Source organism: Corynebacterium sp. HMSC070E08 (genome assembly GCF_001808895.1).
Lineage (GTDB): Bacteria > Actinomycetota > Actinomycetes > Mycobacteriales > Mycobacteriaceae > Corynebacterium > Corynebacterium hiratae.
In genome coordinates this window covers 37143-59740 of the sequence record NZ_KV794739.1, presented here as the reverse complement: position 1 = coordinate 59740, position 22598 = coordinate 37143, and the positions used below count along the sequence as shown (strand labels likewise).

Genomic DNA, 22598 nt, shown 5'->3' with positions numbered 1-22598 from the left:
GCAAAACTATTGTTAGGAAACTGTAAGCAGGGTGCTTAAGCCGTCTCGCGCTCGTCAGCGGCAAGCTGACCACAGGCCGCAGCGATTTCATCGCCCTTGGTATCGCGCACGGTACACGGCACGCCCTGCGCGATGACGCGGCGGACGAACTCGTCCTGACGCGCCTTCGGAGCGGCGTCCCACTCGGAACCCGGCGTGGGGTTAAGCGGAATGACGTTGACGTGAACCTTGGAGCCCAGCGCCGCATGGAGCTTCCGGCCCAGCATGTCGGCGCGGAAATCCTGATCGTTCTTATCGCGGATCAGCGCATACTCGATGGAGACGCGGCGGCCAGACTTATCGGCATAGTACTTGGCGGCGTCGAGCACCTCCTCGACCGGCCAGCGGTTGTTGACAGGCACGAGAGTATCGCGCAGCTCATCGTCCGGGGTGTGCAGGGACACTGCGAGGGTGCAGGACAAATCCTCATCCGCGAGCTTGCGGATGGCCGGGGCCAAGCCGACCGTCGATACAGTGACGTTGCGCTGGGACAGGCCGAAGCCGCTGAGATCAGGTCCGGTAATCTGGCGCACCGCATGAACCACGCGCTTGTAGTTGGCCAGCGGCTCGCCCATGCCCATGAAGACAACATTGCTTAAGCGCCCGCCTTCCTCTTCCATGAGGCGAGCAGCATGCCTAAACTGCTCCACGATTTCCGCAGTGGACAGGTTGCGGTCCAGCCCGCCCTGGCCGGTGGCGCAGAACGGACAGGCCATGCCGCAGCCGGCTTGGGAGGAGATACACAGGGTGGCGCGCCCTGGGTAGCGCATGAGCACGGACTCCAGCAGCGTGCCGTCGTGCAAACGCCACAGGGACTTGGTGGTCTCGCCGTCGTCGGTGGAAGTCTGCCGGATGGGTTGCATGAGCGTGGGGAACAAACGCTCCTGGACTGCCTCACGGGAGGCAGCCGGGATATCCGTCATCTCGGAAACATCGGCGGTGTGGTGGACGTAGTAGTGCTTGGCCAGCTGCTTTGCCCGGAACTTAGGCAGGCCAAGTTCCGCGAGCGCCTCAATGCGCTCGGCCTCGGTCAGGTCCGCGAAGTGCTTCGGGGGTAGCCCGCGGCGCGGAGCAGAGAAATTCAGTTTCAGTGGTTCAGCCATGGTAGAGCCCATTTTCCACGTTTTCGGCCACATTATCCAATCTAAGCTCTGCTGGAGTGGCGAAAGTGACATCTCAACCTATTTAATAGATGCATGACGAATCCAGAAAACTCCCCTGAGGAATTCCGCACCACCGCTCCGGCCGACGAGCCTCTGACCGACCTGTCTGCGGAAACCACTTCCGGTGGCGGTGCGGTGGAGCCGGCTCCGCGCGCAACCGACTATGACAATAAAAATGACGGAAAGGTCAAGGGCTCCTTCGCCGCCAGCACGTGGATTGCCCTCATCGTGGGCTTCTTGCTGCTCATCGTCCTTATCATCTTCATCCTGCAGAACCAGCACCAAGTACCGCTGAACTTCCTTAACTGGTCAGTGCAGTTCCCCGCCGGTGTCACTTACCTCATCTGCGCCATTGCCGGCGCGCTCATTATGGCCCTGGTGGGCGGCTGGCGCATGTTCGAGTTGCGCCGCCAGGTACGCAAGCAAGCGCGCCGCTAAGACCTACGGCGCCAGGGTGGTCAGGAAGCTCATTGCCACCCACGTGACCATCGCGGATGGCAGCATGCCATCCAGGCGGTCCATGATGCCGCCGTGACCGGGCAGCAAGGCAGACATATCCTTGATGCCCAATTCCCGCTTAAACTGAGACTCCACCAAGTCACCGAGGGTGGCGCAGAAAACGAGCCCGAGGCCCATGAGCGCGCCCACCCATGGAGTGTGGTGCAGCAGGAACGCGAAACTCAATGCACCGGTCAGGGTGCCGAAAACTACCGAGCCGGCAAAGCCCTCCCACGACTTCTTGGGGCTCACCGCGGGGGCCATGGGGTGCGAGCCAAACATTACGCCGGCGATGAAACCACCGGTGTCGGAGGCGACGACGCAGAGCATAAACACGACAATCGACGCCGCCCCCGAGGCGAAGGGGGTCTCCACCCGCGAGAGCATCGCGGCAAAGGTGCCAAATAGTGGGATCCAGGTCAGCACGAAGATACCCACGGACATATCGCGCAGGTAGTTAATCGGGGGTCGGTGTCTACCGTTGTGGAAGAGGCGGCCGAACATCAGCGCCAAAACCGCAACCACATAAACCGCGACGAGGCCAGAAGCATTGAGGAACCACGAGACCCACACCATGGCTTGTCCCAAGACGATGAGCAATGTCCGCGGGACGTAGTAGGAGTGCTCCCGCAGCCTGGTAAGGACCTCCCACATGGCTAGGCCCAGCGCTGTGGCTACGACGAGGTACCACACAAGGGGCCCGGCCCACACCGCAAAGACAACGAGCGCGCCCAAACCAACGCCAACGGCAATCGCCGCGGGCATGTCTCGACCCGCGGAGTTTTTGGGTTTGGGCATTCGGCTCGAGTGCTCAGTGCTCACGCGTGCTCCTCATTCAATCGTGGGGTAAGTCAAGGTCTACACAGAAAAGACCGCCGTGCTGGTCGGTGCCTGGCGCGGCGGCAAGTCAAAACTCTGTGAGCGCGGAGGCTAGACCTCCATGAGCTCTTCTTCCTTGTTGGCTACGAGCTGGTCCACCTGCTCGATGTAGCCGGATGTAATCTTTTCCATCTCCTTCTCGGCGGCGATAACCTCGTCCTCACCCGCGTCGCCATCCTTCTGCAGCTTCTTCAGCTGCTCCATGGCACGGCGGCGGATGTTGCGGATAGCAATCTTGCCGTCCTCGCCCTTGCTCTTGGCCATCTTGACCATGTCGCGGCGGCGCTCCTCGGTCAGCTGCGGGATGGTCACGCGCAGTACCTGACCGTCGTTCGTCGGGTTCACGCCCAGATCCGAGTTGCGAATCGCGTTCTCAATCTCATTCATCACGGACTGTTCATAAGGCTTGATGAGCAGCATGCGCGGTTCAGGGACCGAGATGGTGGCCATCTGGGTAATCGGGGTCGGAACCCCGTAGTACTCAGCGACCAAGCCGTTAAACATGGACGGGTTGGCGCGGCCGGTGCGGATGGTGAGCAGCTGCTCACGGGTGTGCTCTACCGAAGCGGTCATGTGCTCTTCAGCTTCGAGCTGGATCTCGTCGATCATGAGGGTTACAACTCCCTTGAAATAGTCAAAAGTTCTGGGAAAGAATTTAGCAGGTCGCAGCCCATTTGTACTAGGACTGAACCAGCGTGCCGATCTTCTCGCCGTTGACGGCACGCTTGATGTTGCCCTCGGTGAGGAGGTTGAAGACCAAAATCGGCATATTGTTGTCCATGCAGAGGCTGAACGCGGTGGCATCGGCCACCTTCAGACCCTTCTCAATAACCTCACGCGGGGTGATTTCGGAATACAGTTCGGCATCCGGGTTGGTCCGGGGGTCGGCCGAATAGACGCCGTCGACTGCCTTGGCCAAGAAGAGGACTTCCGCGCCGATCTCTAGGGCTCGCTGCGCCGCAGTGGTATCGGTGGAGAAGTACGGCATGCCCATTCCGGCGCCGAAGATGACGACGCGGCCCTTTTCCAAGTGGCGGTCGGCACGCAGCGGGAGGTAGGGCTCAGCGATCTGGGCCATGTTGATGGAGGTCTGCACGCGGCAGTCGATGCCCTGCTGCTTGAGGAAGTCCTGCAGCGCCAGGGAGTTCATGACGGTGCCGAGCATGCCCATGTAGTCGGAGCGCGCGCGGTCCATGCCGCGCTGGGAAAGTTCGGCGCCGCGGAAGAAGTTACCGCCGCCGATAACGACGGCGATTTCGGTACCCTGCTGCGCCACCTCGGCAATTTGGCGGGCGACGTTTTCTACCACATCAGGGTCGATGCCGACCTTGCCACCGCCGAACATCTCACCGCCCAGCTTGAGCATGACTCGCTTGTATCCGGTTCGCTTCGGTTCAGGGTTGGTCACGGTCTTCATCGTCTCCTTCACGCATGGCGACGCTTCAGTTAAGCGCTTGAATAATTCTGTTCCATCTTAACCATAGGAAGCCGCTTGCTAATACTCAGCTGCGTGCGAGCCCCACCCTCAGGGGCAGGCTAAAACAGCGAACTCCCTCCCCCACTTCTTTCCTTTGGCCACACGGCGTAGGGAAAAGGAGTGGAGGAGGGAACGGAAGGCAGCCGCCGCACGACATGCGGCCATGACTGCGAAAGCTTCAGAAGCGCTTAGACGCCGACCTCGTAACGGACGAAACCGGTAATGGTGGTGCCAACCTCGTCTGCGACCTGCTTAACGGTCTTCTTGGAGTCAGACAGTGCTGCCTGCTCCAGCAGGACCACGGACTTGTAGAAGCCGTTCAGGCGGCCTTCCACAATCTTCGGCAGGGCAGCCTCCGGCTTGCCCTCCTCACGGGTGGTGGCCTCAGCGATCTCGCGCTCCTTCTCAACGATCTCAGCCGGAACGTCCTCGCGGGTGAGGTACTCAGCGTTCATAGCTGCGATCTGGAGAGCGACTGCGTGAGCGCCTTCTGCGTTGCCCTCGTAGGACACCAGGACACCCACTGCCGGCGGCAGGTCAGCGGAACGCTGGTGCAGGTACACAGCTACGTTGTCACCCTCAATGGTGACGGCACGGCGGGCCTGCAGCTTCTCGCCGGTCTTTGCGGACTCTTCGTCGACGACCTCGGAAACCTTCTTGCCGTCAATCTCCAGGTTGTTGAGTTCCTCACCGGAGTTGACCTTGGCCTCACCAGCAGCCTCAGCGATCTTGGCAGCGAAGGACTTGAAAGCCTCGTTCTTGGCCACGAAGTCGGTCTCGCAGTTGATCTCCACCATCGTGTTGCCGGAGACAGCAATCAGACCCTCAGTTGCCTCACGCTCAGCGCGCTTGGACACGTTCTTTGCGCCCTTGATGCGCAGGTACTCAACGGCCTTGTCGTAGTCACCCTGGGACTCGTCGAGAGCCTTCTTGCAATCGAGCATGCCGGCGCCGGTGGCCTCACGCAATGCCTTTACGTCTGCAGCAGTGTAGTTCGCCATAGTTGGAGCGATCCTCCTTGGATTTAAACGGTATTCGTTGAAACAGCGTAGCTGAATCGCTACCACCACGTCGCGTTGAGGGGGTGTTAGCTTTCTCCCACTCCCCCAACGGAGGAAACCCTCTGCGTGGTGTTTCACCCCTGTGGTGTGTCACGCGCCTTCGCAAGCTTCGGAAAACACGTGAGAAAAAGCCCCCATCTCCGCGGACAGTAGGCGCCGCGCGGTACGGGGGCTTCAGGTATGCAGATTACTCTGCGGACTTCTCGGCGTCCTCGGACTTCTCAGCGGAAGCCGGGTCAGACGCAGCGGCAGCCTCAGCGGCGTCGCGGGCGTCCTTCTCAGCGGTGTCGCCGGCGGCCTCCTTGGCCTGTGCAAGCTGGCGCTCCTCGCGAGCCTTCTTGCCCTCATCCACAGCGGTGGCGATGATGCCGGAGAGCAGCTTGGTGGCGCGGATAGCGTCGTCGTTACCCGGAATCGGGAAGTCGACCTCATCCGGGTCGCAGTTGGTGTCCAGGATGGCAACAACCGGGATGTTAAGCTTCTGAGCTTCCTTGACCGCGATGTGCTCCTTGTTGGTGTCAACGATCCACAGTGCGGACGGAGCCTTGGTCATATCGGAGATACCGCCCAGGACGCGCTCCAGCTTGGTGCGCTCGCGGGTCAGCATCAGAACTTCCTTCTTGGTGCGGCCCTTGTAGCCGTCCTCAGCTGCATCCATAGCCTGCAGCTCCTTCATGCGCTTCAGGCGCTTGGAGACGGTCTGGAAGTTGGTGAGCATGCCGCCGAGCCAGCGGTGGTTCACGTACGGCATACCAACGCGGGAAGCCTCTTCAGCAACAGCTTCCTGAGCCTGCTTCTTGGTACCAACGAAGAGGATGGTGCCGCCGTGTGCGACGGTTTCCTTAACGAACTCGAAGGCCTCATCGATGTAGGTCAGCGTCTGCTGCAGGTCGATGATGTAGATGCCGTTACGGTCGGTGAAGATGAAACGCTTCATCTTCGGGTTCCAGCGACGGGTCTGGTGACCGAAGTGGACACCAGCGTCGAGGAGCTCGCGCATGGTTACAACTGCCATGATTCGCTCGCTTTCTATACGTTGTTTCGGTTTTGCAAAAATTGTGCGGTGTTTTATTCCGCACCCTAGCAACGAAGGCCTTGGTCAACACCCCATCATTGTGGGGACCGCGTCAACCACAGACTGTCTCTTCCTTAACCCAGGAAGCGACTACTTCGCCGCGCGTAGTCAGTCCATGTGGTAACCATTCGGTGCCGAGCACAGACTGCTGTGGGCTAGCTTAGTACTGCACACACGGTGATTCCAAACGGCGCGACCGAATCACCTCCGCTGGATTGTTGACAGGCTTAACGAACTTTTCCCTAGCGCACCATGGGTTACTTCTGTAACGAGTTATCCACAGGTCGACCGCACGCTCTTCCCTCGAGCCGCGCTCACGCGCAGGCTTGAGGTCATGCGTCACCGTCTACTTTGTTTATCTGCCCTGCTATGCGTTTGGGCCGCGCTTGCCGACGTCCCCCTCGCCGCCGCCTTCGTCGACCCCACCACTGGGGAGCCGGTTGCTTCGCGTGTCTTGCGTGGCTTCGAACCTCCTGAGAAGCGGTGGATGGCCGGGCACCGCGGTGTCGATCTGGATCTACCTGTCGGCGGTAAGGTGCGTGCCGCTGGCGACGGCGTTGTGTACTTCGCAGGCTCCATAGCGGGTAAGCCAGCCCTTTCGATTGCTCATGGCAACGGCCTACGCACCACTTATCAACCAGTGTTCGCGCGGGTTAAGAAAGGTGACCGAGTGCAGGAAGGAGACGTGATCGGCACGCTCGCGCCGTCCGTGGATGGCTATCCGGGACTCCATTGGGGCGCAATTAAAGGTCGCGAGGACTACATCAACCCGCTGGATCTCCTCGGCGAGCCCGTCATTCGACTCAAGCCCGCGGGTGGGAGCGAGCGTAGACGTCCTTAAGGCGCTGGGCAGAAACGTGCGTATAGACCTGCGTGGTCTGCAGAGAAGAATGGCCGAGCAACTCTTGCACGATGCGTAAATCGGCCCCGCCCTCGAGCAGATGCGTAGCCGCGGAGTGGCGTAGGCCGTGCGGGGTGAGCCCCGGCGCGCCCGTGACTTGTGCGGCGCGTTCGACGACGCGGCGGACCTGGCGCGCATCGATTCGGCGTCCGCGCGTGCCCACGAAGACCGCTTCCGTTTCACCGGCGAGCTCGGGGCGCCCCGTCTTCAGCCAGGCGCGCAGCGCGTCGTGGGCCGCGTCCCCGAAGGGAACGACGCGCTGCTTATTGCCCTTACCAGTCACGCGCGCGGTGCGGCGGGAAAGATCCACATCCCCGATGTCCAAGCTCACCAATTCGGCTACGCGCGCGCCGGTGGCATAGAGAAACTCGAGCATGGCGCTATCACGCAGGAAATGGATCTCATCGGCGGAGACCGCATTGCCCATCAGTTCCCCGGCGGCAGCGGGCGACATCACAGTGGGCAGATGCTTGCCCACCTTGGGCGTAGCCAGGCGCTGGGCGACATCAGTCTCGAGGTGCCCCTCGCGCGCAGCCCACGTGGAAAAGGCGCGCACCGCCGCGGTACGCCGCGCCAGCGTGGAGCGAGATTTTCCCTCATCGACGGCACCCGCCAGCCATGCGCGAAGGGCGTTCAGAGTAAATGACGAGAAACTCGGGACGTCGGCAGCCAGCAGGCGCAGGTCTGAGCAGTAACCACGGACAGTCGCCTCGGAGCGGCCGCGAACGATGCGCTGGTAATCCGCAAAGTCCTCGATCGCTTCCTCCAGCTGGCCGCCCACGCGCCGTTCGGCGTTACCACTTGCTCCACTCATGTCACATGAGTGTACTCAGGTGCGCTGCCACATCGCGCCCGAGCGCGTTATCACCCCCATCTTTTGCATCGCCACGAGCAGGTGGATGGTCAGCGCCACCCGCATTCCCGCAGCAGCCGCGATATCCTCCGCACTCGCTCCCTCCTCCGCACTTTCCGGCGGAGTGGAGTCATACACTTTGAGCTCGTTGCGGGACAAGCGCTGCACCGGGGTTGGCTGGAACTCAAGTTCATACTGACCCGCAGCGTCCACTTCCCCGACTTTGCCCACGAGTCCACGTATTTCGTCGACTGAGGCCACCAGTTGCGCTCGCCCATCCTGGATGCGTTGGTGGCACCCCAAGGACCCAGACGTCGTGACTGGGCCCGGCACCGCCATCGCAACCCGGCCCAGAGCCTCCGCCCAGTTCAGCGTGTTCAACGCGCCAGAACGAAACCCGGCTTCCACCACCACGGTGCCGCTGGTCATCGCCGCCACGAGGCGGTTGCGGGACAAGAAGCGGAAACGCTGTGGCCGTGTGCCCGGCGCGAACTCGGACACGATGCACCCATTCCCGGCAATCCTGTCAAAGAGACGTGCATTGCGCGCCGGGTAGGAAATGTCAATACCGCAGGCCGCCACCGCGACGGTCTGCCCACCTGCGTCGAGAGCTGCCTCGTGCACCGCTGTATCAACCCCCACTGCCCCACCGGACACCACGGTCCATTGGTGCGCTGCGAGGCCACCAGCCAGAAGTGAGCCCGCCTCCCAGCCGTACCGGCTCACGGCGCGCGTGCCCACCAGGGCAACGGATTGGGCTACCGCTTCGCGCAGGTTCCCGCCGCGAACCCAGAGGCTGTGGGGCGGGACTGCTTGGTCATCAAACGTCGCCGGGGCATCGACGAGCCCCTGCTGGTAGAACCCAAAGGCACGGGCAAATTCCTCCCCGGGCCACTCCGCGTCATCGGGTGTGATGAGCCGGGCTCCGACCGCCTCTGCGGCAGCGAGGTCTTCGTCTTGTCGTAGCCAGTCCCGCCGCGATGCCGTGGCCTGCTGCAGGGGCCCGATCCAGTCCTCTCCCTTATAGATTCCTCGCGCTATCTCCTCAGCCGGGTATTGGGTCAGCAGACCGTGGAGGGTTGGTGAGGGTCCTTCCACCACGCGGTTGAGGTAGGCCCAGGTGTGACGGCTGGTCGACACGTTGAGTTCGCTCATGCGGCCAGCCTTTCGATCGTGTCAGCGCCACGGAGATCGAGTGCGCGGCTGACGTGGTCGAGCTCGGGACGGGCGGTTCCATCGAGGTCTGCCAACGTCCACGCCAAGCGCAGCACACGATCCACCCCACGCTGGCTGAGCTCCCCTTCAGCCAAGTAGGCAGCAAGCATAATCATCGCCGACTCCGCTGCTGGGCGATGACGCCGCAAATAGGAAGCAGACACGGCGCCATTGACTACGCTTCCCAGCCCATCGGCCTCCCAGCGCGCCTTCATTCGTTCCCTGGCGGCGGCCACGCGTTGAGCAATGTCTGCGGAGGTTTCCTCCCCTTCTGGGTGCAGTACCGCGGATTGCCCCGACAAAGACACAATGATGTCGAGGCGGTCGCGCAATGGGCCCGAAAGGTTGGATAGGTAGTTCATCCTGTCTGCTGCCCGGCATTCGCAGCGTGACGGTTCCTCAGCGCCACAGCGGCACGGGTTCGCAGCCAACACCAGTTGAAAGCGGGCGGGAAAGATTACCTCGCGGCTAGCCCGAGTCAGGCGCACCTGTCCTTCTTCCAGCGGTGCGCGCAAGCTATCCAGTACTTGCGCCGGAACCTCGCTGACCTCGTCGAGAAAGAGCACTCCATGGTGCGCCAGACTCACCGCACCTGGCCGCGGGCGCCCCGATCCACCGCCGATCAGCGCGGCCCTCGTGACCGAAGCGTGCGGCGCGATGAAAGGCGCCCGGGAAATCGCCGTGCCAACGGCTCCCGCCACCGAGTGGATCGCGGTAGCCTCCACCGCTTCTTCCGTGGTCAAGCGCGGAAGGATGCCCGGCAAACGCGAAGCAATCATTGATTTGCCGGAACCAGGTGGCCCCACCATCATCACGTGATGGCCGCCAGCCGCGGCAACCTCTGCTGCCCACTTGGCTTCCCGCTGTCCGGCTACTTCGCTGAAGTCTGCAACCTGTTCACGCGCGGGCGCCGCAGCGTGCGTGATCAGCTGCGCGTCCGGCAGGCAATCACTCCCGCATACCCAAGTGAAAGCATCCCAGAGGGTCTCGGCCACCAGCACTCGCATGCCGGGAACCAATGCTGCTTCCGCCGCATTACCAACCGGAATGACCAACGTGTCATAGCCTTGCGAACGTGCCGCCAGAATCGCCGGGATGATGCCGGAGACCGGGCGAACCTGCCCGTCCAGTCCCAACTCGCCGAGCACGAGCGCCCCGCTGAGCCGACTTTTCTCGCTCTGGCCTGCCGCTAAGATAGCCAGCGCCATGGGGAGATCGAAATGTGCGCCGGCCTTGGGCAACGATGCTGGTGACATGGACACCACGACCTTTGTTTTCGGCCACGGTAGGTGCGAGTTGCTCACCGCGGTCCGGATGCGATCCCGCGACTCCGAAATCGCGGCATCACCCAGTCCCACCACATGGACACCGGGAAGCCCGGGACCCACGTTGGCTTCCACGGTGACCACCCTGGCCAGCACGCCATCCAGCGCAATCGTGTCGCACCTACCGAGAGCCATGGTCAACCCCCTGGAAATACTCCACGTCGAAGGCCTCCCCCTTCTCAGCCCCTGTGGACACGAGCCCGAGTACATCAAAGCGAACCTTGCTTAAGGGCTGGGTAGTACTCCGCCTTGCGCTCAGCCACTGCGCGGCAGCCTTGCGAAGGCGCTTCAGCTTGCGCGGTGTTACCGCTTCAGCGACGCCAAAGTTGCGGGTTGCCCGGGTTTTAACTTCACAGAAGACGATGGTTCCATCAGGCTCGCGCACAACGAGGTCGAGCTCGCCCACACGGTAGTGGACGTTCGCGGCTATCACCTGAGCCCCGCGCGCTCGGTAAAAGTCAGCGGCGAACTTCTCCCCCGCTTTCCCCAGTGCATCCGCAGGGCGGATGGTCTGCCCCACGCTCGGTGAATGCACGGAAGTCGCTAGATTTTTTGTCATTATGGTGCTCCTTGGAATTGAACGTGTACACAACACGCCGCAAGCACGACACAAGACAATTCCTGTGCCGCACACCCCCTTACGGCACTTCCAGAACACCTCACTCGGCATCCCCCTGGCGAGAGCTTTGAGTCTCGCCACACCAAATCTGTGGATAACTAGTCCGGACTCACCACTTCATTGGCACCCGCACCCCGCACACGAGCTTTACTCTGGGAGGACAAAGTCCGGCTTGTCCAGCTCTTCAATGTTGACGTCCTTGTAAGTGATCACACGGACGTAGCGCACAAAGCGCGCCGAGCGGTACATATCCCATACCCATGCATCGGACATGCGGACCTCGTAGTAGACGTCCGGCCCCGATGTATGCGGAATGAGCTCGACCGCATTGGCCAGGTAAAACCTGCGTTCGGTTTCCACCACATAGGAGAATTGGCTGACTACATCGCGGTATTCGCGGTACAGCGACAGCTCGACTTCAGCCTCGTAGTTATCGAGTTCCTCAGCGCTCACGGTGTGCTTCTCCTTCGCTCACAATCAACCGGGATCACGGTGTCACAGATTGAGCACCAGCTTAGTTCCCGCACCCCGCCTCAGGCTTCAGGCGCGCGCGAGAAATTGCGCATGAGCCCCAGCAACGTTGCGATAACTCATGCGGTGCTCCGGCGTCGCTCCCAACTGCACGATGGCCTCTTGGTGTGCGGCGGTGCCATACCCCTTATGCGATTCCAAGGCATAGCCCGGGTAGCGCTGCGCGAGCTCATCCATCAAGCGATCACGAGACACCTTGGCCACAACGCTTGCCGCAGCGATGCAGCGTGCGGCAGTATCGCCGCCGATGATCGGCAGTTGCGGGGTAGGCAGGCCGGGGACAAAGAGGGCGTCGCTCAGCACATAGCCCGGTCGGACCTTAAGCTGTGCCACCGCGCGGCGCATCCCCGACAGGTTGGCGTGCTGGATGCCAAAGGCATCGATGTCCTTTGCTCCCACGTGCACCACCGACCACGCCAGCGCGCGACGTTTGATCAGCGGCTCCAGCTTCTCCCTGGCCGCCGGCGTGAGCTTCTTCGAGTCATCGAGCCGCTCCAAACCGGGAATGATGCGATCGGGCAAAATGCACGCGGCAATCGTCACCGGCCCGCAGCAGGCCCCACGCCCGGCTTCATCCACCCCCGCGACAGGCCCCAGCCCCGCCTTGGAGAGCGCAACCTCATAGGTTCTCTTCTGTTTGAGACGGCGCATAGCGTTTACACCGGTTGAGCATCGATAGTCTGGGCGCGGCTGAACGGCATCACCACGGCGGAAACCTTCCCGCGCACGTTCTCCACGGGTACGGTGCCCTGCAGTTTGTCTCCGAGGTGAGCGCGCGAATCCAGCGAGTTTGTACGATTGTCTCCCATGACCCACAGGTGACCCTCCGGGACCGTGACGGGACCAAAGTAGGCGCCACCGCAGGCCTGCGAGCCCACGCGTTCATCAACAGGTATCTCCGGCGGATTCAGAACGAAGTCCTGGTTGGTGGGCTTGCCATCCACCATCACGGCTGGATCCCCCTCCTGGCACGACACGGTCTGCCCACCGGTGGCGATGACCCGCTTGACCAAGATATTGTCGCCGTTCGGCACGAGCCCCACGGCGGCACCAAGGTTTTGTATGCCGCGCAGGAGCACGTTGCGGGAACGCTTCACCTCAAAAGACGTGTTCCACGAGTCTGGCCCGGAAAAGACCACGACCTCCCCAGGACGCGGGTCGTTGAAGTAATAGCTCACCTTCTGCACGGCGATGCGGTCATTCGTACATCCCGGGCAGCCATGCAGTGTGGGTTCCATGGAGGAGGACGGGATGAGGTACATCCTGCCCACGAAGGCCTGAATCAGCGCCAGCGCCACGAAGGTAACTGCCAGCGCCCACAGGACATCGCGAACTCTAGGACTGGATGTCCGGGTCATCGACTCCACCGATGCGGTTGAAGGGGAAGAAGATGAACATCACCTTGCCGCGAACGTTTTCCAGCGGGATAGTTCCTTGGTACTCATCCTGCATGTGATAACGCGAGTCCGCGGAGGCCGTGCGGTTATCTCCCATTACCCAGATATTTCCCTCAGGCACGGTCACGGGGCCAAAATACGCGCCGCCGCAGGCGTAGGAACCGGTGGTCTCATCAACGCGATAGGTTGGCGGATCCTGCACATAATCCTGCTCAATAGGCTTGCCATCCACCATGACTGCCGGATCCCCCTCCTGGCAGGACACCGTCTGGCCACCGGTGGCAATGACGCGCTTTACCAAGGTGTTCTCGTCGGGCGGGGTGAGCGACACGTAGCTCAGGGCATCCTGGATACGGTGGATCACCGGGTTATCGGAGCGTGGCGACACCCAATTGCTGTCCCAGTCCGGGGTCCCCTTAAAGACCACGACATCACCAGGCTCCGGGCTCTTGTCGCCGTAATAGGAAACCTTCTCGGTGAAGATACGGTCGTTGTTACACCCTTCGCAGCCGTGCAGTGTCGGCTCCATGGAGCCGGACGGGATGACATACTGCCGGCCCACGAAGTTCTGGAAAACTCCAACGACCGCGAGCACACAGACCACCACGATGACAGTCTCCAGCAACCAAGGCATCTGCTTCTTGTCCTTAGTTGGGGATGCCGCGCTTTCCGACGCCTCTCCCCCAGCGCCCTGGGAACCTTCAGTAAAGTCGTTTTCTTTTTCCACGGACTAAATCCTAGCAATGTGTCTTATCCTCACGGGCCTTGTGGGCCCCGCGCGGCGCGCGCTAGAAGGATGAAGCCAAAAAAGAAAGCCCTTCACCTTTCCTCGCGATGAGGATAAGGCGAAGGGCTGTGACGCGCTGTAAATTAGCGGCGCTCCTTGATGCGGGCCTTCTTGCCACGCAGGTCGCGCAGGTAGTACAGCTTCGCGCGGCGCACGCGGCCGCGGCGAACTACCTCGATGGAGGCAATGTTCGGGGAGTGAACCGGGAAGGTACGCTCAACGCCGATGCCGAAGGAAACCTTACGCACGGTGAAGGTCTCGCGGATGCCGTCGCCCTGACGGCGGATGCAGACACCCTTGAAGAGCTGGGTACGCTCGGTGCTGCCCTCGATGACCTTGACGTTGACGTCAAGGGTATCGCCCGGGCGGAAGGACGGGATATCGTCGCGCAGCGAAGCTGCATCAACCTTATCAATGAGGTTTGCCATTGGTGTTTTCCTTTTCAGTTTAAGACAGAGGACCCTGGCGCCACCGCGAGGCGGCTGACCGGTTCGTGCCTATTACACAGAACATCGCTATCTTTCCACACCCCACCCCCGCAGAACAAATTGCCCCAAACGCCTGACACCTGCCCACCGGGGGCTCTAAGGTGGGTGACGCACTGATACCCCACGGGTGCCCACGGGAAGTGGGCTGAGAGTGGCGCTGATACCGCGCCTGCACCGTTCGAACCTGTCTGGTTAGCACCAGCGAAGGAAGAGAGGAGCAGCCATGACGGCTACCCATAACCCCATCCAGTCCTCCGACTCCGGAGAGATCCACCCCAAGCACTCCTACTCCCCCATCCGGGAGAAGGGCCTCGAGGTGCCTGAGACGGAAATCCAGCTGGATGATTCCCCCACAGGGCCCAACGAACCCTTCCGCATCTACCGCACGCGCGGCCCGGAGTGTGAGCCTGAAGTAGGCCTGCCGGCCCTGCGCGCCGAATGGATTGCGGAGCGCGGAGACGTTGAAGAGTATGAGGGCCGCGCACGCAACCTTGCTGACGATGGCCGCTCGGCCGAGCGCCGCGGTGCGGCTTCCTTGGAGTGGAAGGGGGAGCGTCGCCAGCCGCTGCGTGCGAAGGAAGGCAAGCGCGTTACCCAGATGCACTACGCACGCCAGGGGATCATCACCAAGGAGATGGAGTTCGTGGCCCTGCGCGAGCACTGCGACCCAGAGTTCGTGCGTTCCGAGATCGCTCGTGGCCGCGCCATTCTGCCCAATAACGTGAACCACCCGGAATCAGAGCCGATGATCATCGGACGGAAGTTCCTCACCAAAATCAACGCCAACATCGGCAACTCCGCGGTGACCTCCTCCATTGAGGAGGAAGTATCCAAACTGCGCTGGGCCACCCGCTGGGGCGCGGATACCGTGATGGACCTCTCCACCGGTGATGACATCCACACCACGCGCGAGTGGATCCTGCGCAACTCACCGGTCCCCATCGGCACCGTGCCCATCTACCAGGCGCTGGAGAAGGTTAATGGCGTCGCAGAGGACCTGACGTGGGAGATTTTCCGCGATACCGTCATCGAACAGTGCGAGCAGGGCGTGGATTACATGACCGTGCACGCCGGCGTGCTGCTGCCCTATGTGCCGTTGACCACGAACCGTGTTACCGGCATTGTGTCCCGCGGCGGCTCCATCATGGCGGGCTGGTGCCTGGCGCACCATAAGGAGTCCTTCCTCTATGAAAACTTCGACGAACTCTGTGAGATTTTTGCGCGCTACGACGTCGCATTCTCGCTCGGCGATGGCCTGCGCCCCGGCTCCCTAGCGGATGCCAACGACACCGCCCAGTTCGCCGAGCTCAAGACCATCGGTGAGCTCACCCGGCGCGCCTGGGAGTATGACGTCCAGGTCATGGTGGAAGGCCCGGGCCACGTCCCGCTCAACATGATTCAGGAAAATAACGAGCTCGAGCAGGACTGGGCTTCGGACGCTCCCTTCTACACGCTGGGCCCGCTGGTTACGGATATCGCCCCGGGCTATGACCACATCACCTCCGCCATTGGCGCGGCGCACATCGCCATGGGTGGTACGGCCATGCTGTGCTACGTCACCCCGAAGGAGCACTTGGGGCTGCCCAACCGCGATGACGTCAAGACCGGCGTCATCACCTATAAGCTTGCCGCCCATGCCGCCGACGTGGCCAAGGGCCACCCAGGTGCGCGCGCCTGGGATGACGCGATGAGCAAGGCTCGCTTTGAGTTCCGCTGGCACGACCAGTTCGCGCTCTCCCTCGACCCAGACACCGCGCAGGCTTATCACGATGAGACTCTGCCCGCCGAACCGGCCAAGACCGCACACTTCTGTTCCATGTGCGGCCCGAAGTTCTGCTCTATGCGCATCAGCCAGGACATCCGAGATACCTTCTCCGATTCCCTTGGTATGCCAAGTTTCCCGGGTAAGGACGCCATCGATCCCGAGGTTGTGGCCGCTGCCCGTGCCGGTGAGAAGCAGATGTCGGAAGAGTTTAAGGCTCAGGGATCTCAGCTCTATCAGGAGGAAGAAACCACGCATGCCTGATCTTCGCTGCTACTTCGTCACAGGTGCAGGCACGTCTGCGGAGATCGTGCGCATCGCTGCCGCAGCGGCCCGGGGCGGTGCCGGGGTGGTACAGGTGCGCTCCAAGCCGATTTCCGCCCGCGACCTCTACCATCTGGGTCGAGAGGTAGCCCGCGCGGTGGCACAGGCCAACCCAGAAACGCGCGTGCTTATCGACGACCGCGTGGACGTCGCCGCCGCCCTACGCCACGCCGGCGAGCCGGTGCACGGCGTGCATGTTGGCCAGGACGATCTGCCCGTGGCCGCCGCCCGCGCGTTGTTGGGGCCGGATGCGATTATCGGTCTGACCACCGGCACCCGCGAGTTGGTCGAGGCTGCCAATGACGTCGCAGATGTCATTGACTACATCGGCTGCGGCCCGTTCCGCGCGACCCCAACGAAGGGCTCCGGCCGCTCGCCGCTGGGACTTCACGCCTACCCGGAGTTGGTGAAGCTCTCCCGCGTACCGCTCGTGGCTATCGGTGATGTCACTGCTGACGATGCCGCCGATCTGGCGGCAACCGGCGTGGCCGGCCTAGCCGTCGTGCGCGGCATCATGCACGCCGAGGACCCGGAAGCCTACTGCCGCGAGCTGCTTGCCGGTTTTGATGAAGGTGCGCGATGACTACTAGCTCTGAATCCTCAGTCATCGTCGTCGGCGCGGGCGTCATCGGTCTGGCCACCGCCGTGGAACTGGCCGCGCGGGGCTTTAAGGTCACGGTGCTGGATCCGGCGCCAGCCTCCGGAGCTACCCACTTCGCCGGCGGCATGCTCGCCCCTGCCGCCGAGGTGGTCTACCAGCAGGATCCTCTCTTCCCGCTGATGCGTGCCTCCGGCGCGTGGTACCCAGAGCTTATCGATCTGGTTGCCGCCCACACGGAGGTCCCCACTGGCTACCGCGCCGAGGGCACCCTTGTCATCGCCGCCGACCGCGCGGATGCTCAGCACCTCACCGAGCTGGCGGATTATCAGTCCCTCCACGGCATGGAGGTCGAGCGCATCACCATGCGCGAAGCCCGGCGCGCCGAACCGTTGCTGTCACCACGCTTGGCCGGGGCCGTCAGCATCCCGGGTGACACGCAGGTCTTCCCCCGCCAGTGGACAGCTGCCCTCATCAGCGCTGCCCAAGCACTCGGTGTGCGTTTCTTCCGTACGGCAGCGCAGTCTATTGACGCCGCCACTGGCGTCGTGAGCACTCCCGCAGGCCAATTCCACGCCGACGATGTGGTGCTCGCAGCAGGCCTGGGAGCACGCGACATCGACTGGGCAGCCTCGGCTGGGCTCCATCGCTCCCCGCTCCACCTGCGCCCAGTATACGGAGATATCCTGCGACTGCGCGTACCGGACGAGCTCCAGCCGCTGCTCACCCGCGTGGTCCGCGGTTTCGTGGAGGACCGCCCCATCTACCTCATCCCCCGCGGCGATGGCACCCTCGCGGTCGGCGCTACAACCCGCGAGGACACGCTTGCCACGGCCCAGGCCGGCGGTGTCTACGCGCTGCTTCGCGACGCCATCCGCATCCTCCCCGCCATCGAAGAATGCGAATTCCTCGAGGCCAGCGCGGGTGCCCGCCCTGGCACTCCGGATGACTTGCCGTATCTCGGCCGCGTCAGCGACAAGCTCGTCATCTCCACCGGCTATTTCCGCCACGGCATTCTGCTGACGGCTCTGGCCGCGCGCTGTACCCGCGAGCTCATCGAAGGCACCGAACCCAGCATCGATCTCACCGCATGTGATCCCCTACGACACCTCAAGGAGCAACAATGATTCTGATCTTTAACGGTCAGCCCTATGACACGGCAGCAGACACCGTCGCCCAACTGCTGGAAGAAAAAGGCATCGACGCCGACGGCACCGCCGTGGCACTGTCCGAGCAGGTCGTTCCACGCTCGCAGTGGGAGTCCACCCCACTCACCGAAGGCGCGACCGTGGAAGTCCTCACCGCTGTTCAGGGAGGCTAGAAACTACATGCTCACCATCGCCGATACCACCTTTTCTTCCCACCTCATCATGGGCACCGGTGGGGCCACGAGCCATGAGGCCTTGGAGCGCGCGCTCGTCGCCTCCGGAACCGAGCTGACCACCGTGGCCATGCGCCGCCACGCTGGCACCCGTGACGGTGAGAGCATCTTCGACCTGTTGCGCCGGTTGGGCATCGCTCCGTTGCCCAACACCGCCGGGTGCCGCACGGCCCGCGAGGCTGTGCTCACCGCCCGCATGGCCCGTGAGGCGCTGGGCACCACGTGGGTCAAGGTAGAGGTCATCGCCGACGCGCACACGCTCCTGCCCGATGTCGTGGAAACCCTCGACGCCACTGAGCTGCTGAGCGCCGAAGGTTTCACCGTGCTGGCCTACACCAGCGACGATCCCGTCGCCGCCCAGCGCCTCGAGGATGCCGGAGCAGCAGCCGTCATGCCGCTGGGCGCTCCCATCGGCACCGGGCTGGGCATCCTCAACCCGCACAACCTCGAGCTCATCTGCTCGCGGGCCTCGGTGCCTGTGCTTGTCGACGCCGGCATCGGCACCGCCTCCGATGCCACCCTCGCCATGGAGCTCGGCTGCTCCGGCGTGCTGCTCGCCAGCGCAGTCAACCGCTGCCAAGATCCGGAAGCCATGGCCACCGCCATGCGCCACGCCGTCGAAGCGGGACGACTCGCGCGCAGCGCCGGTCGTATCCCGCAGCGCGAACATGCCCAGGCATCCTCCACCTTCGAGGGCCTAGCCTCCTGGGCGGACCAGGTCCTATAGCCCACTGCTTAAAAGGACAGACATCATGCTCAGCAAAACCGAACGAGCCCGGACCGCGCGCCAACGCCTCCTGCCCGGCTTCGGCGATGCGGCCCAAGAGCGGCTTCATGCCGCACACGTGCTTGTCGTCGGCGCCGGCGGACTGGGCTGCCCGGCCCTCCAGCAGCTCGCGGCGGCAGGCATCGGGCGCATCACGCTCATTGATTCCGATACCGTCGATATCAGCAACCTGCACAGGCAGGTGCTGTTTGGTGCGGGGGACGTCGGCAAGCCCAAGGCCGAGGTAGCCGCCGCGCGCGCCCGCGAGCTGGCCCCCGAGTTGCAGATCACCGCGCTCCATGCGCGGCTGACTTCCTCTTCTGTTCTTGACCTCTGCGCAGAGGCCGACCTCGTCCTCGATGGCTCAGATACCTTCGACACGAAGTACCTCGTCGCTGATGCCTGCGAGCTCACCTCTACCCCACTGGCTTGGGGAACCGTGCTGCGCTACGGCGGGCAGGCCGCACTGTGGCGCTCCGGGAATGCATGTGCTGACGGGCGCGGGGTGGGCTTGCGCGATCTCTTCCCCGCTCCGCCAGATGGCGAGGCGCTCGAGTGCTCCACGGCTGGGGTCCTGGGTGCTACGACGTCCGTCATCGCGGGGCTCATGGCCACCGCGACGCTGGGCTGGTTGGGGAAGCTTCCGCACCATGAGGAGCTGCGTGGCCGTGTTACGTCCTATGAGGCGCTGCCCGGTAGTTTCCGCACGCTCACAGTCGGCCCGGATCCTGCGCGCCCGCTGGTCAGCACCTTGCCCGGAGAGCGCAGCTTTCCGCCGGAGCTTCGCGACGGCCACGCCGCCCTCCTCGATATCTCCGAGGAATCGAATTTTCCGCATGCCACGGTGTCACTGCCCTGGCATACCGTCACCGATGATGATTCCGTGCGCCGAGCGCTCGCTTCGTGCTCCTCCGAACTGGTCTACGTGGCCTGCCCCTCCGGTGGGCGCAGCGCGGGCTTCGTCCTACGCTACGCCGATCTGGCGGCGGATATGGGCATCGAGCTGCGTAACCTTCCGGGTGGGCTCGCGTCTCGCGATTACTAGGCGTCGACCAACGCCGGAGCGCGGAAGAGGTGCTCGTCCACAATTCGGGCGGTGCCATGGTGGCGAGCCCGGAAGACCACGCAGGAAGCCACCAGTGCGAGGGCTGTCACAATAAACAACACCGCGATACCGGCCCAGAAAGTTCCGTCGTGGATGCCGTCGGTGGCGCGGGTAAAGGCATTCTTCGCATAGGACATCGGATGGAAAGGATGCAACATGCTCAACGGGCGCGGAATCGCCGCCACCGGCCATACACCGCCGAAGACCATGATGCCCAGAGCGAACGCACCTACGGCGAAGATGGCGCCGATCTTGCGTCCAAAGGTGACCAGGAAGAACTGGTAGGTCGCCGCCCCCACGGCGGCGATGGCGGCGATAACTAGCAGCATCATCGGCCAGCTCGCCGGTGACCATCCCATCATGGAGGACATGAAGGCCATGAAGGCTAGGACGAGGAAATTCAAGCCCGCCACGACTCCAAAGGCTGCGAGGATACCGCGCACCGGGCTTGTGGCCGACTCGCCCCGGCGCCCCAGATAATAAGGCAGTGTCATGGCAACCAGCAGCATGACGAGGAAGCCGAAGACGAGCACGAAGAGCATCGATACACCACCGGTGATGTTCTTCTGGGTCGGATCGACCGGGTCGACCACCGTCTGCACTGGGTGAAGGTTGGAGGAGGTGAAGTTGATGGGCACGGCCATGTTCTGCGCAGACGTATCCGGCTGGGTAATGGAGGGGGCCTTGGCGGCGCCGTCGGCAAGCTTGGTGGCCAATTCGTTGGATCCCGCCTTGAGCTGGTCCATGCCATCCTTCAACTCCGTGCCACCGGCGGCGAGCTGGCTCGTGCCATCCTTCAACGTGCCGGTGCCCTCGTGCAAGCGGGAAGCACCGTCCTGCAGCTGGGCGGCACCGTCGCTCAGTTCGCCAACACCCGCGCGCAGCTGCTGGGAACCATCGGACAAGCGGTGCGCACCGTCATTAAGAGCCATCATGCCGCCCAGGTACTCCGAATTGGGATCGGCCAGGTTGTAGTAGAGCTGGCCGGTGCCGGCAGAAAGCTTCTCCAACTGCGCCACCATGTTGCCGCTGGCGGCCGGGTCCAGCTTGGAGACCAGTGAATAAAGCTGCTCAGCTTGTTGGTGCATGCCGAGGCCGCGGAGGACGTCGACAAGCTGCAGGAGTGCCGGGGCCACGGCCTGCGCCTGCTTGAGCACCGGGATGAGCATGCCCGTGAGCTGGTTAACACCGCCGTCGATCTGACCCGCGCCATCCGCTAGGCGGCCGGTGCCGGCAAGGAGTTTGTCGGAGCCGTCGGCAAGCTGGGCGGCGCCATCATCGAGCTGCGCGGCGCCATCGCTGAGGCGTCCTACTCCGTCATTCAGGCGGTTCGTGCCGTCCAGCAGCTGGCCCGTACCGTTGTTGAGATCGCCCGCGCCGGCGTCCAGCTTGGCGATTCCCTCGACCGCGCGCCCGCCGCCTTCCTGCAATTTGCCCGCACCCTCATCGAGACGGCCGGCGCCCTCCGCCGCGGTGCCTAGGCCGTCGCTGAGTTTGTTGAGACCTTCGATGACCTGGTCGGCGTATTTCTTGGAAATCGCATTTTCCACGCTGGTCTGGACCTGCGGGATGAGGCTGGAGGAAATCACCGAGCCATTCGTGCCGTAATAATCATTGGTGGCGAAATGAATCTCCGGTTTGACTGGTTTATCGCTGATGATGGTGACGGCCTGCTCGGAAAAGTTCTCCGGGATGGTCACCACCATGAGGTACTTGCCCTTGAGCAACCCCTCGTCCCCATCGTCTTTGCTGACCTCGGCGAAGTTCAGGTACCCCGTCTCCAACAGGCCTTCGACGACCTGATCACCGTAATTGGTGTATTTGCCCTGCTTCTCGACGCCCGCATCCTCATTCACCACCGCCAGGTCAATGTTGCGCATGTACTTTGACGGGTCCCACATGGCCCACATCATGGTGCCGGCGACGATCAGCGGTGCAACGAGAAGAAAAACGATGAGCACGCGCGACACGGTACTCGTGGGGCGCCAATCCAGGACGCGGTGCCAGCCCATGGCTTCGCTGTCGCGGGTCGCAGCACTCCCCTCATTCGCCCGACCAGGCGAAGAACCATTCTTCCGGTCTTCTTCAGTCTCACGGCTCATTCCCGCTTCCTTATAGTGATAGCTCAGGTCCGCTTCTAACCCTCTGTCCAGGCATATTCGACGAAAGAGCGAGCATGAGCGAGACCGCTAGATCGTTTGTTTCACCAAACATACCACTGGAGGAGTTGACGACATAAACTTATTATCATTCGTGCCATTGCGCCCCGTCCAGTTTTTCGCGTGGATTACGAGCTCGGGGCTGCGTTTGGCCGTGTGGGTGCTGGCCATTCCCGCGTGAGATCCAAGTTATGA

24 protein-coding genes and 1 riboswitch are annotated in these 22598 nt (G+C 62.7%); of the genes, 8 read left to right on the top strand and 16 right to left on the bottom strand.

Going from position 1 to position 22598, the window contains the following annotated elements; genetic code table 11:
• Positions 1-35 precede the first annotated feature (35 nt).
• Positions 36-1142: a dual-specificity RNA methyltransferase RlmN gene (rlmN, locus tag HMPREF2526_RS03045; protein ID WP_046648137.1), complete on the bottom strand. Its 1107-nt coding sequence runs from the start codon at positions 1140-1142 to the stop codon at positions 36-38.
• Positions 1143-1235: 93 nt separating this feature from the next.
• Between rlmN and HMPREF2526_RS03040 the strand changes: the two genes are divergently transcribed.
• The gene (locus tag HMPREF2526_RS03040; RefSeq protein ID WP_046648056.1) at positions 1236-1640 is read left to right on the top strand and encodes a LapA family protein; all 405 of its coding nucleotides are present in this window, start codon (positions 1236-1238) and stop codon (positions 1638-1640) included.
• Positions 1641-1643: 3 nt separating this feature from the next.
• Here the strand turns inward: HMPREF2526_RS03040 and HMPREF2526_RS03035 are convergent, their stop codons facing one another.
• The 5 genes from HMPREF2526_RS03035 to rpsB all read right to left on the bottom strand — a co-directional run bounded on the left by HMPREF2526_RS03035 (position 1644) and on the right by rpsB (position 6132).
• Positions 1644-2498, bottom strand: coding sequence for a phosphatidate cytidylyltransferase (locus HMPREF2526_RS03035; protein WP_175973262.1), 855 nt, complete (start codon positions 2496-2498; stop codon positions 1644-1646).
• 132 nt (positions 2499-2630) lie between these two features.
• The gene (gene frr / locus HMPREF2526_RS03030; protein WP_046648055.1) at positions 2631-3188 is read right to left on the bottom strand and encodes a ribosome recycling factor; all 558 of its coding nucleotides are present in this window, start codon (positions 3186-3188) and stop codon (positions 2631-2633) included.
• Between the two features lie 70 nt (positions 3189-3258).
• A complete protein-coding gene (gene pyrH / locus HMPREF2526_RS03025; protein WP_046648054.1) occupies positions 3259-3996 on the bottom strand; it encodes a UMP kinase in 738 nt (245 codons plus the stop codon).
• 248 nt (positions 3997-4244) lie between these two features.
• Positions 4245-5057: a translation elongation factor Ts gene (gene tsf / locus HMPREF2526_RS03020; protein WP_070515657.1), complete on the bottom strand. Its 813-nt coding sequence runs from the start codon at positions 5055-5057 to the stop codon at positions 4245-4247.
• 247 nt (positions 5058-5304) lie between these two features.
• Positions 5305-6132, bottom strand: coding sequence for a 30S ribosomal protein S2 (gene rpsB, locus HMPREF2526_RS03015; RefSeq protein ID WP_010190382.1), 828 nt, complete (start codon positions 6130-6132; stop codon positions 5305-5307).
• A gap of 394 nt (positions 6133-6526) precedes the next feature.
• Between rpsB and HMPREF2526_RS03010 the strand changes: the two genes are divergently transcribed.
• Positions 6527-7033: a M23 family metallopeptidase gene (locus tag HMPREF2526_RS03010; protein ID WP_070515659.1), complete on the top strand. Its 507-nt coding sequence runs from the start codon at positions 6527-6529 to the stop codon at positions 7031-7033.
• Here the strand turns inward: HMPREF2526_RS03010 and HMPREF2526_RS03005 are convergent.
• The 9 genes from HMPREF2526_RS03005 to rplS form a co-directional block, all read right to left on the bottom strand.
• Positions 6996-7907 carry a tyrosine recombinase XerC gene (locus HMPREF2526_RS03005; protein WP_070545798.1) on the bottom strand — a complete coding sequence of 304 codons (912 nt, stop codon included), beginning with the start codon at positions 7905-7907 and terminating at the stop codon, positions 6996-6998. The two genes, HMPREF2526_RS03010 and HMPREF2526_RS03005, sit on opposite strands and share 38 nt — an antisense overlap.
• A 15-nt stretch (positions 7908-7922) precedes the next feature.
• Entirely contained in the window at positions 7923-9101 is a 1179-nt protein-coding gene (gene dprA, locus HMPREF2526_RS03000) for a DNA-processing protein DprA (RefSeq protein ID WP_070512629.1), read from the bottom strand.
• On the bottom strand, positions 9098-10621 hold the full coding sequence (locus HMPREF2526_RS02995; protein ID WP_070545796.1) for a YifB family Mg chelatase-like AAA ATPase: 1524 nt from the start codon (positions 10619-10621) through the stop codon (positions 9098-9100). Before HMPREF2526_RS02995 ends, dprA begins: the two co-directional genes overlap by 4 nt.
• The gene (locus tag HMPREF2526_RS02990; protein ID WP_070545794.1) at positions 10608-11045 is read right to left on the bottom strand and encodes a YraN family protein; all 438 of its coding nucleotides are present in this window, start codon (positions 11043-11045) and stop codon (positions 10608-10610) included. The genes HMPREF2526_RS02995 and HMPREF2526_RS02990 overlap by 14 nt, the downstream gene beginning before the upstream one ends.
• A gap of 207 nt (positions 11046-11252) precedes the next feature.
• Positions 11253-11558 carry a DUF2469 domain-containing protein gene (locus HMPREF2526_RS02985; RefSeq protein ID WP_005528899.1) on the bottom strand — a complete coding sequence of 102 codons (306 nt, stop codon included), beginning with the start codon at positions 11556-11558 and terminating at the stop codon, positions 11253-11255.
• Positions 11559-11645: 87 nt separating this feature from the next.
• Positions 11646-12287, bottom strand: coding sequence for a ribonuclease HII (locus HMPREF2526_RS02980; RefSeq protein ID WP_046648047.1), 642 nt, complete (start codon positions 12285-12287; stop codon positions 11646-11648).
• A 5-nt stretch (positions 12288-12292) separates the two neighbouring features.
• The gene (lepB, locus tag HMPREF2526_RS02975; protein ID WP_070545791.1) at positions 12293-12994 is read right to left on the bottom strand and encodes a signal peptidase I; all 702 of its coding nucleotides are present in this window, start codon (positions 12992-12994) and stop codon (positions 12293-12295) included.
• Complete coding sequence (gene lepB, locus HMPREF2526_RS02970; RefSeq protein ID WP_158396197.1) at positions 12972-13667, bottom strand: signal peptidase I; 696 nt, start codon at positions 13665-13667, stop codon at positions 12972-12974. The genes lepB (HMPREF2526_RS02975) and lepB (HMPREF2526_RS02970) overlap by 23 nt, the downstream gene beginning before the upstream one ends.
• A gap of 236 nt (positions 13668-13903) precedes the next feature.
• Positions 13904-14248: a 50S ribosomal protein L19 gene (gene rplS, locus HMPREF2526_RS02965; protein ID WP_046648044.1), complete on the bottom strand. Its 345-nt coding sequence runs from the start codon at positions 14246-14248 to the stop codon at positions 13904-13906.
• Positions 14249-14421: 173 nt separating this feature from the next.
• Positions 14422-14536: riboswitch (TPP riboswitch) on the top strand.
• Here rplS and thiC point away from each other — a divergent pair.
• The 6 genes from thiC (at position 14532) to HMPREF2526_RS02935 (ending at position 20184) form a co-directional block, all read left to right on the top strand.
• Entirely contained in the window at positions 14532-16334 is a 1803-nt protein-coding gene (gene thiC, locus HMPREF2526_RS02960; protein WP_070515662.1) for a phosphomethylpyrimidine synthase ThiC, read from the top strand. (Overlaps the previous riboswitch by 5 nt.)
• A complete protein-coding gene (locus tag HMPREF2526_RS02955; RefSeq protein ID WP_070545788.1) occupies positions 16327-16977 on the top strand; it encodes a thiamine phosphate synthase in 651 nt (216 codons plus the stop codon). The genes thiC and HMPREF2526_RS02955 overlap by 8 nt, the downstream gene beginning before the upstream one ends.
• Positions 16974-18119 (top strand): glycine oxidase ThiO, encoded by a 1146-nt coding sequence (gene thiO / locus HMPREF2526_RS02950; protein ID WP_070545785.1) that lies wholly within the window; start codon positions 16974-16976, stop codon positions 18117-18119. Before HMPREF2526_RS02955 ends, thiO begins: the two co-directional genes overlap by 4 nt.
• On the top strand, positions 18116-18313 hold the full coding sequence (thiS, locus tag HMPREF2526_RS02945) for a sulfur carrier protein ThiS (protein WP_046648041.1): 198 nt from the start codon (positions 18116-18118) through the stop codon (positions 18311-18313). The genes thiO and thiS overlap by 4 nt, the downstream gene beginning before the upstream one ends.
• 7 nt (positions 18314-18320) lie before the next feature.
• Complete coding sequence (locus HMPREF2526_RS02940; protein ID WP_070545783.1) at positions 18321-19100, top strand: thiazole synthase; 780 nt, start codon at positions 18321-18323, stop codon at positions 19098-19100.
• Between the two features lie 25 nt (positions 19101-19125).
• Positions 19126-20184: a ThiF family adenylyltransferase gene (locus HMPREF2526_RS02935; RefSeq protein WP_070545777.1), complete on the top strand. Its 1059-nt coding sequence runs from the start codon at positions 19126-19128 to the stop codon at positions 20182-20184.
• Here HMPREF2526_RS02935 and HMPREF2526_RS02930 read toward each other — a convergent pair.
• Positions 20181-22346, bottom strand: a complete 2166-nt coding sequence (locus HMPREF2526_RS02930) for a YhgE/Pip domain-containing protein (RefSeq protein WP_070545774.1) — start codon at positions 22344-22346, stop codon at positions 20181-20183. The genes HMPREF2526_RS02935 and HMPREF2526_RS02930 overlap by 4 nt on opposite strands.
• Positions 22347-22598: the final 252 nt, after the last annotated feature.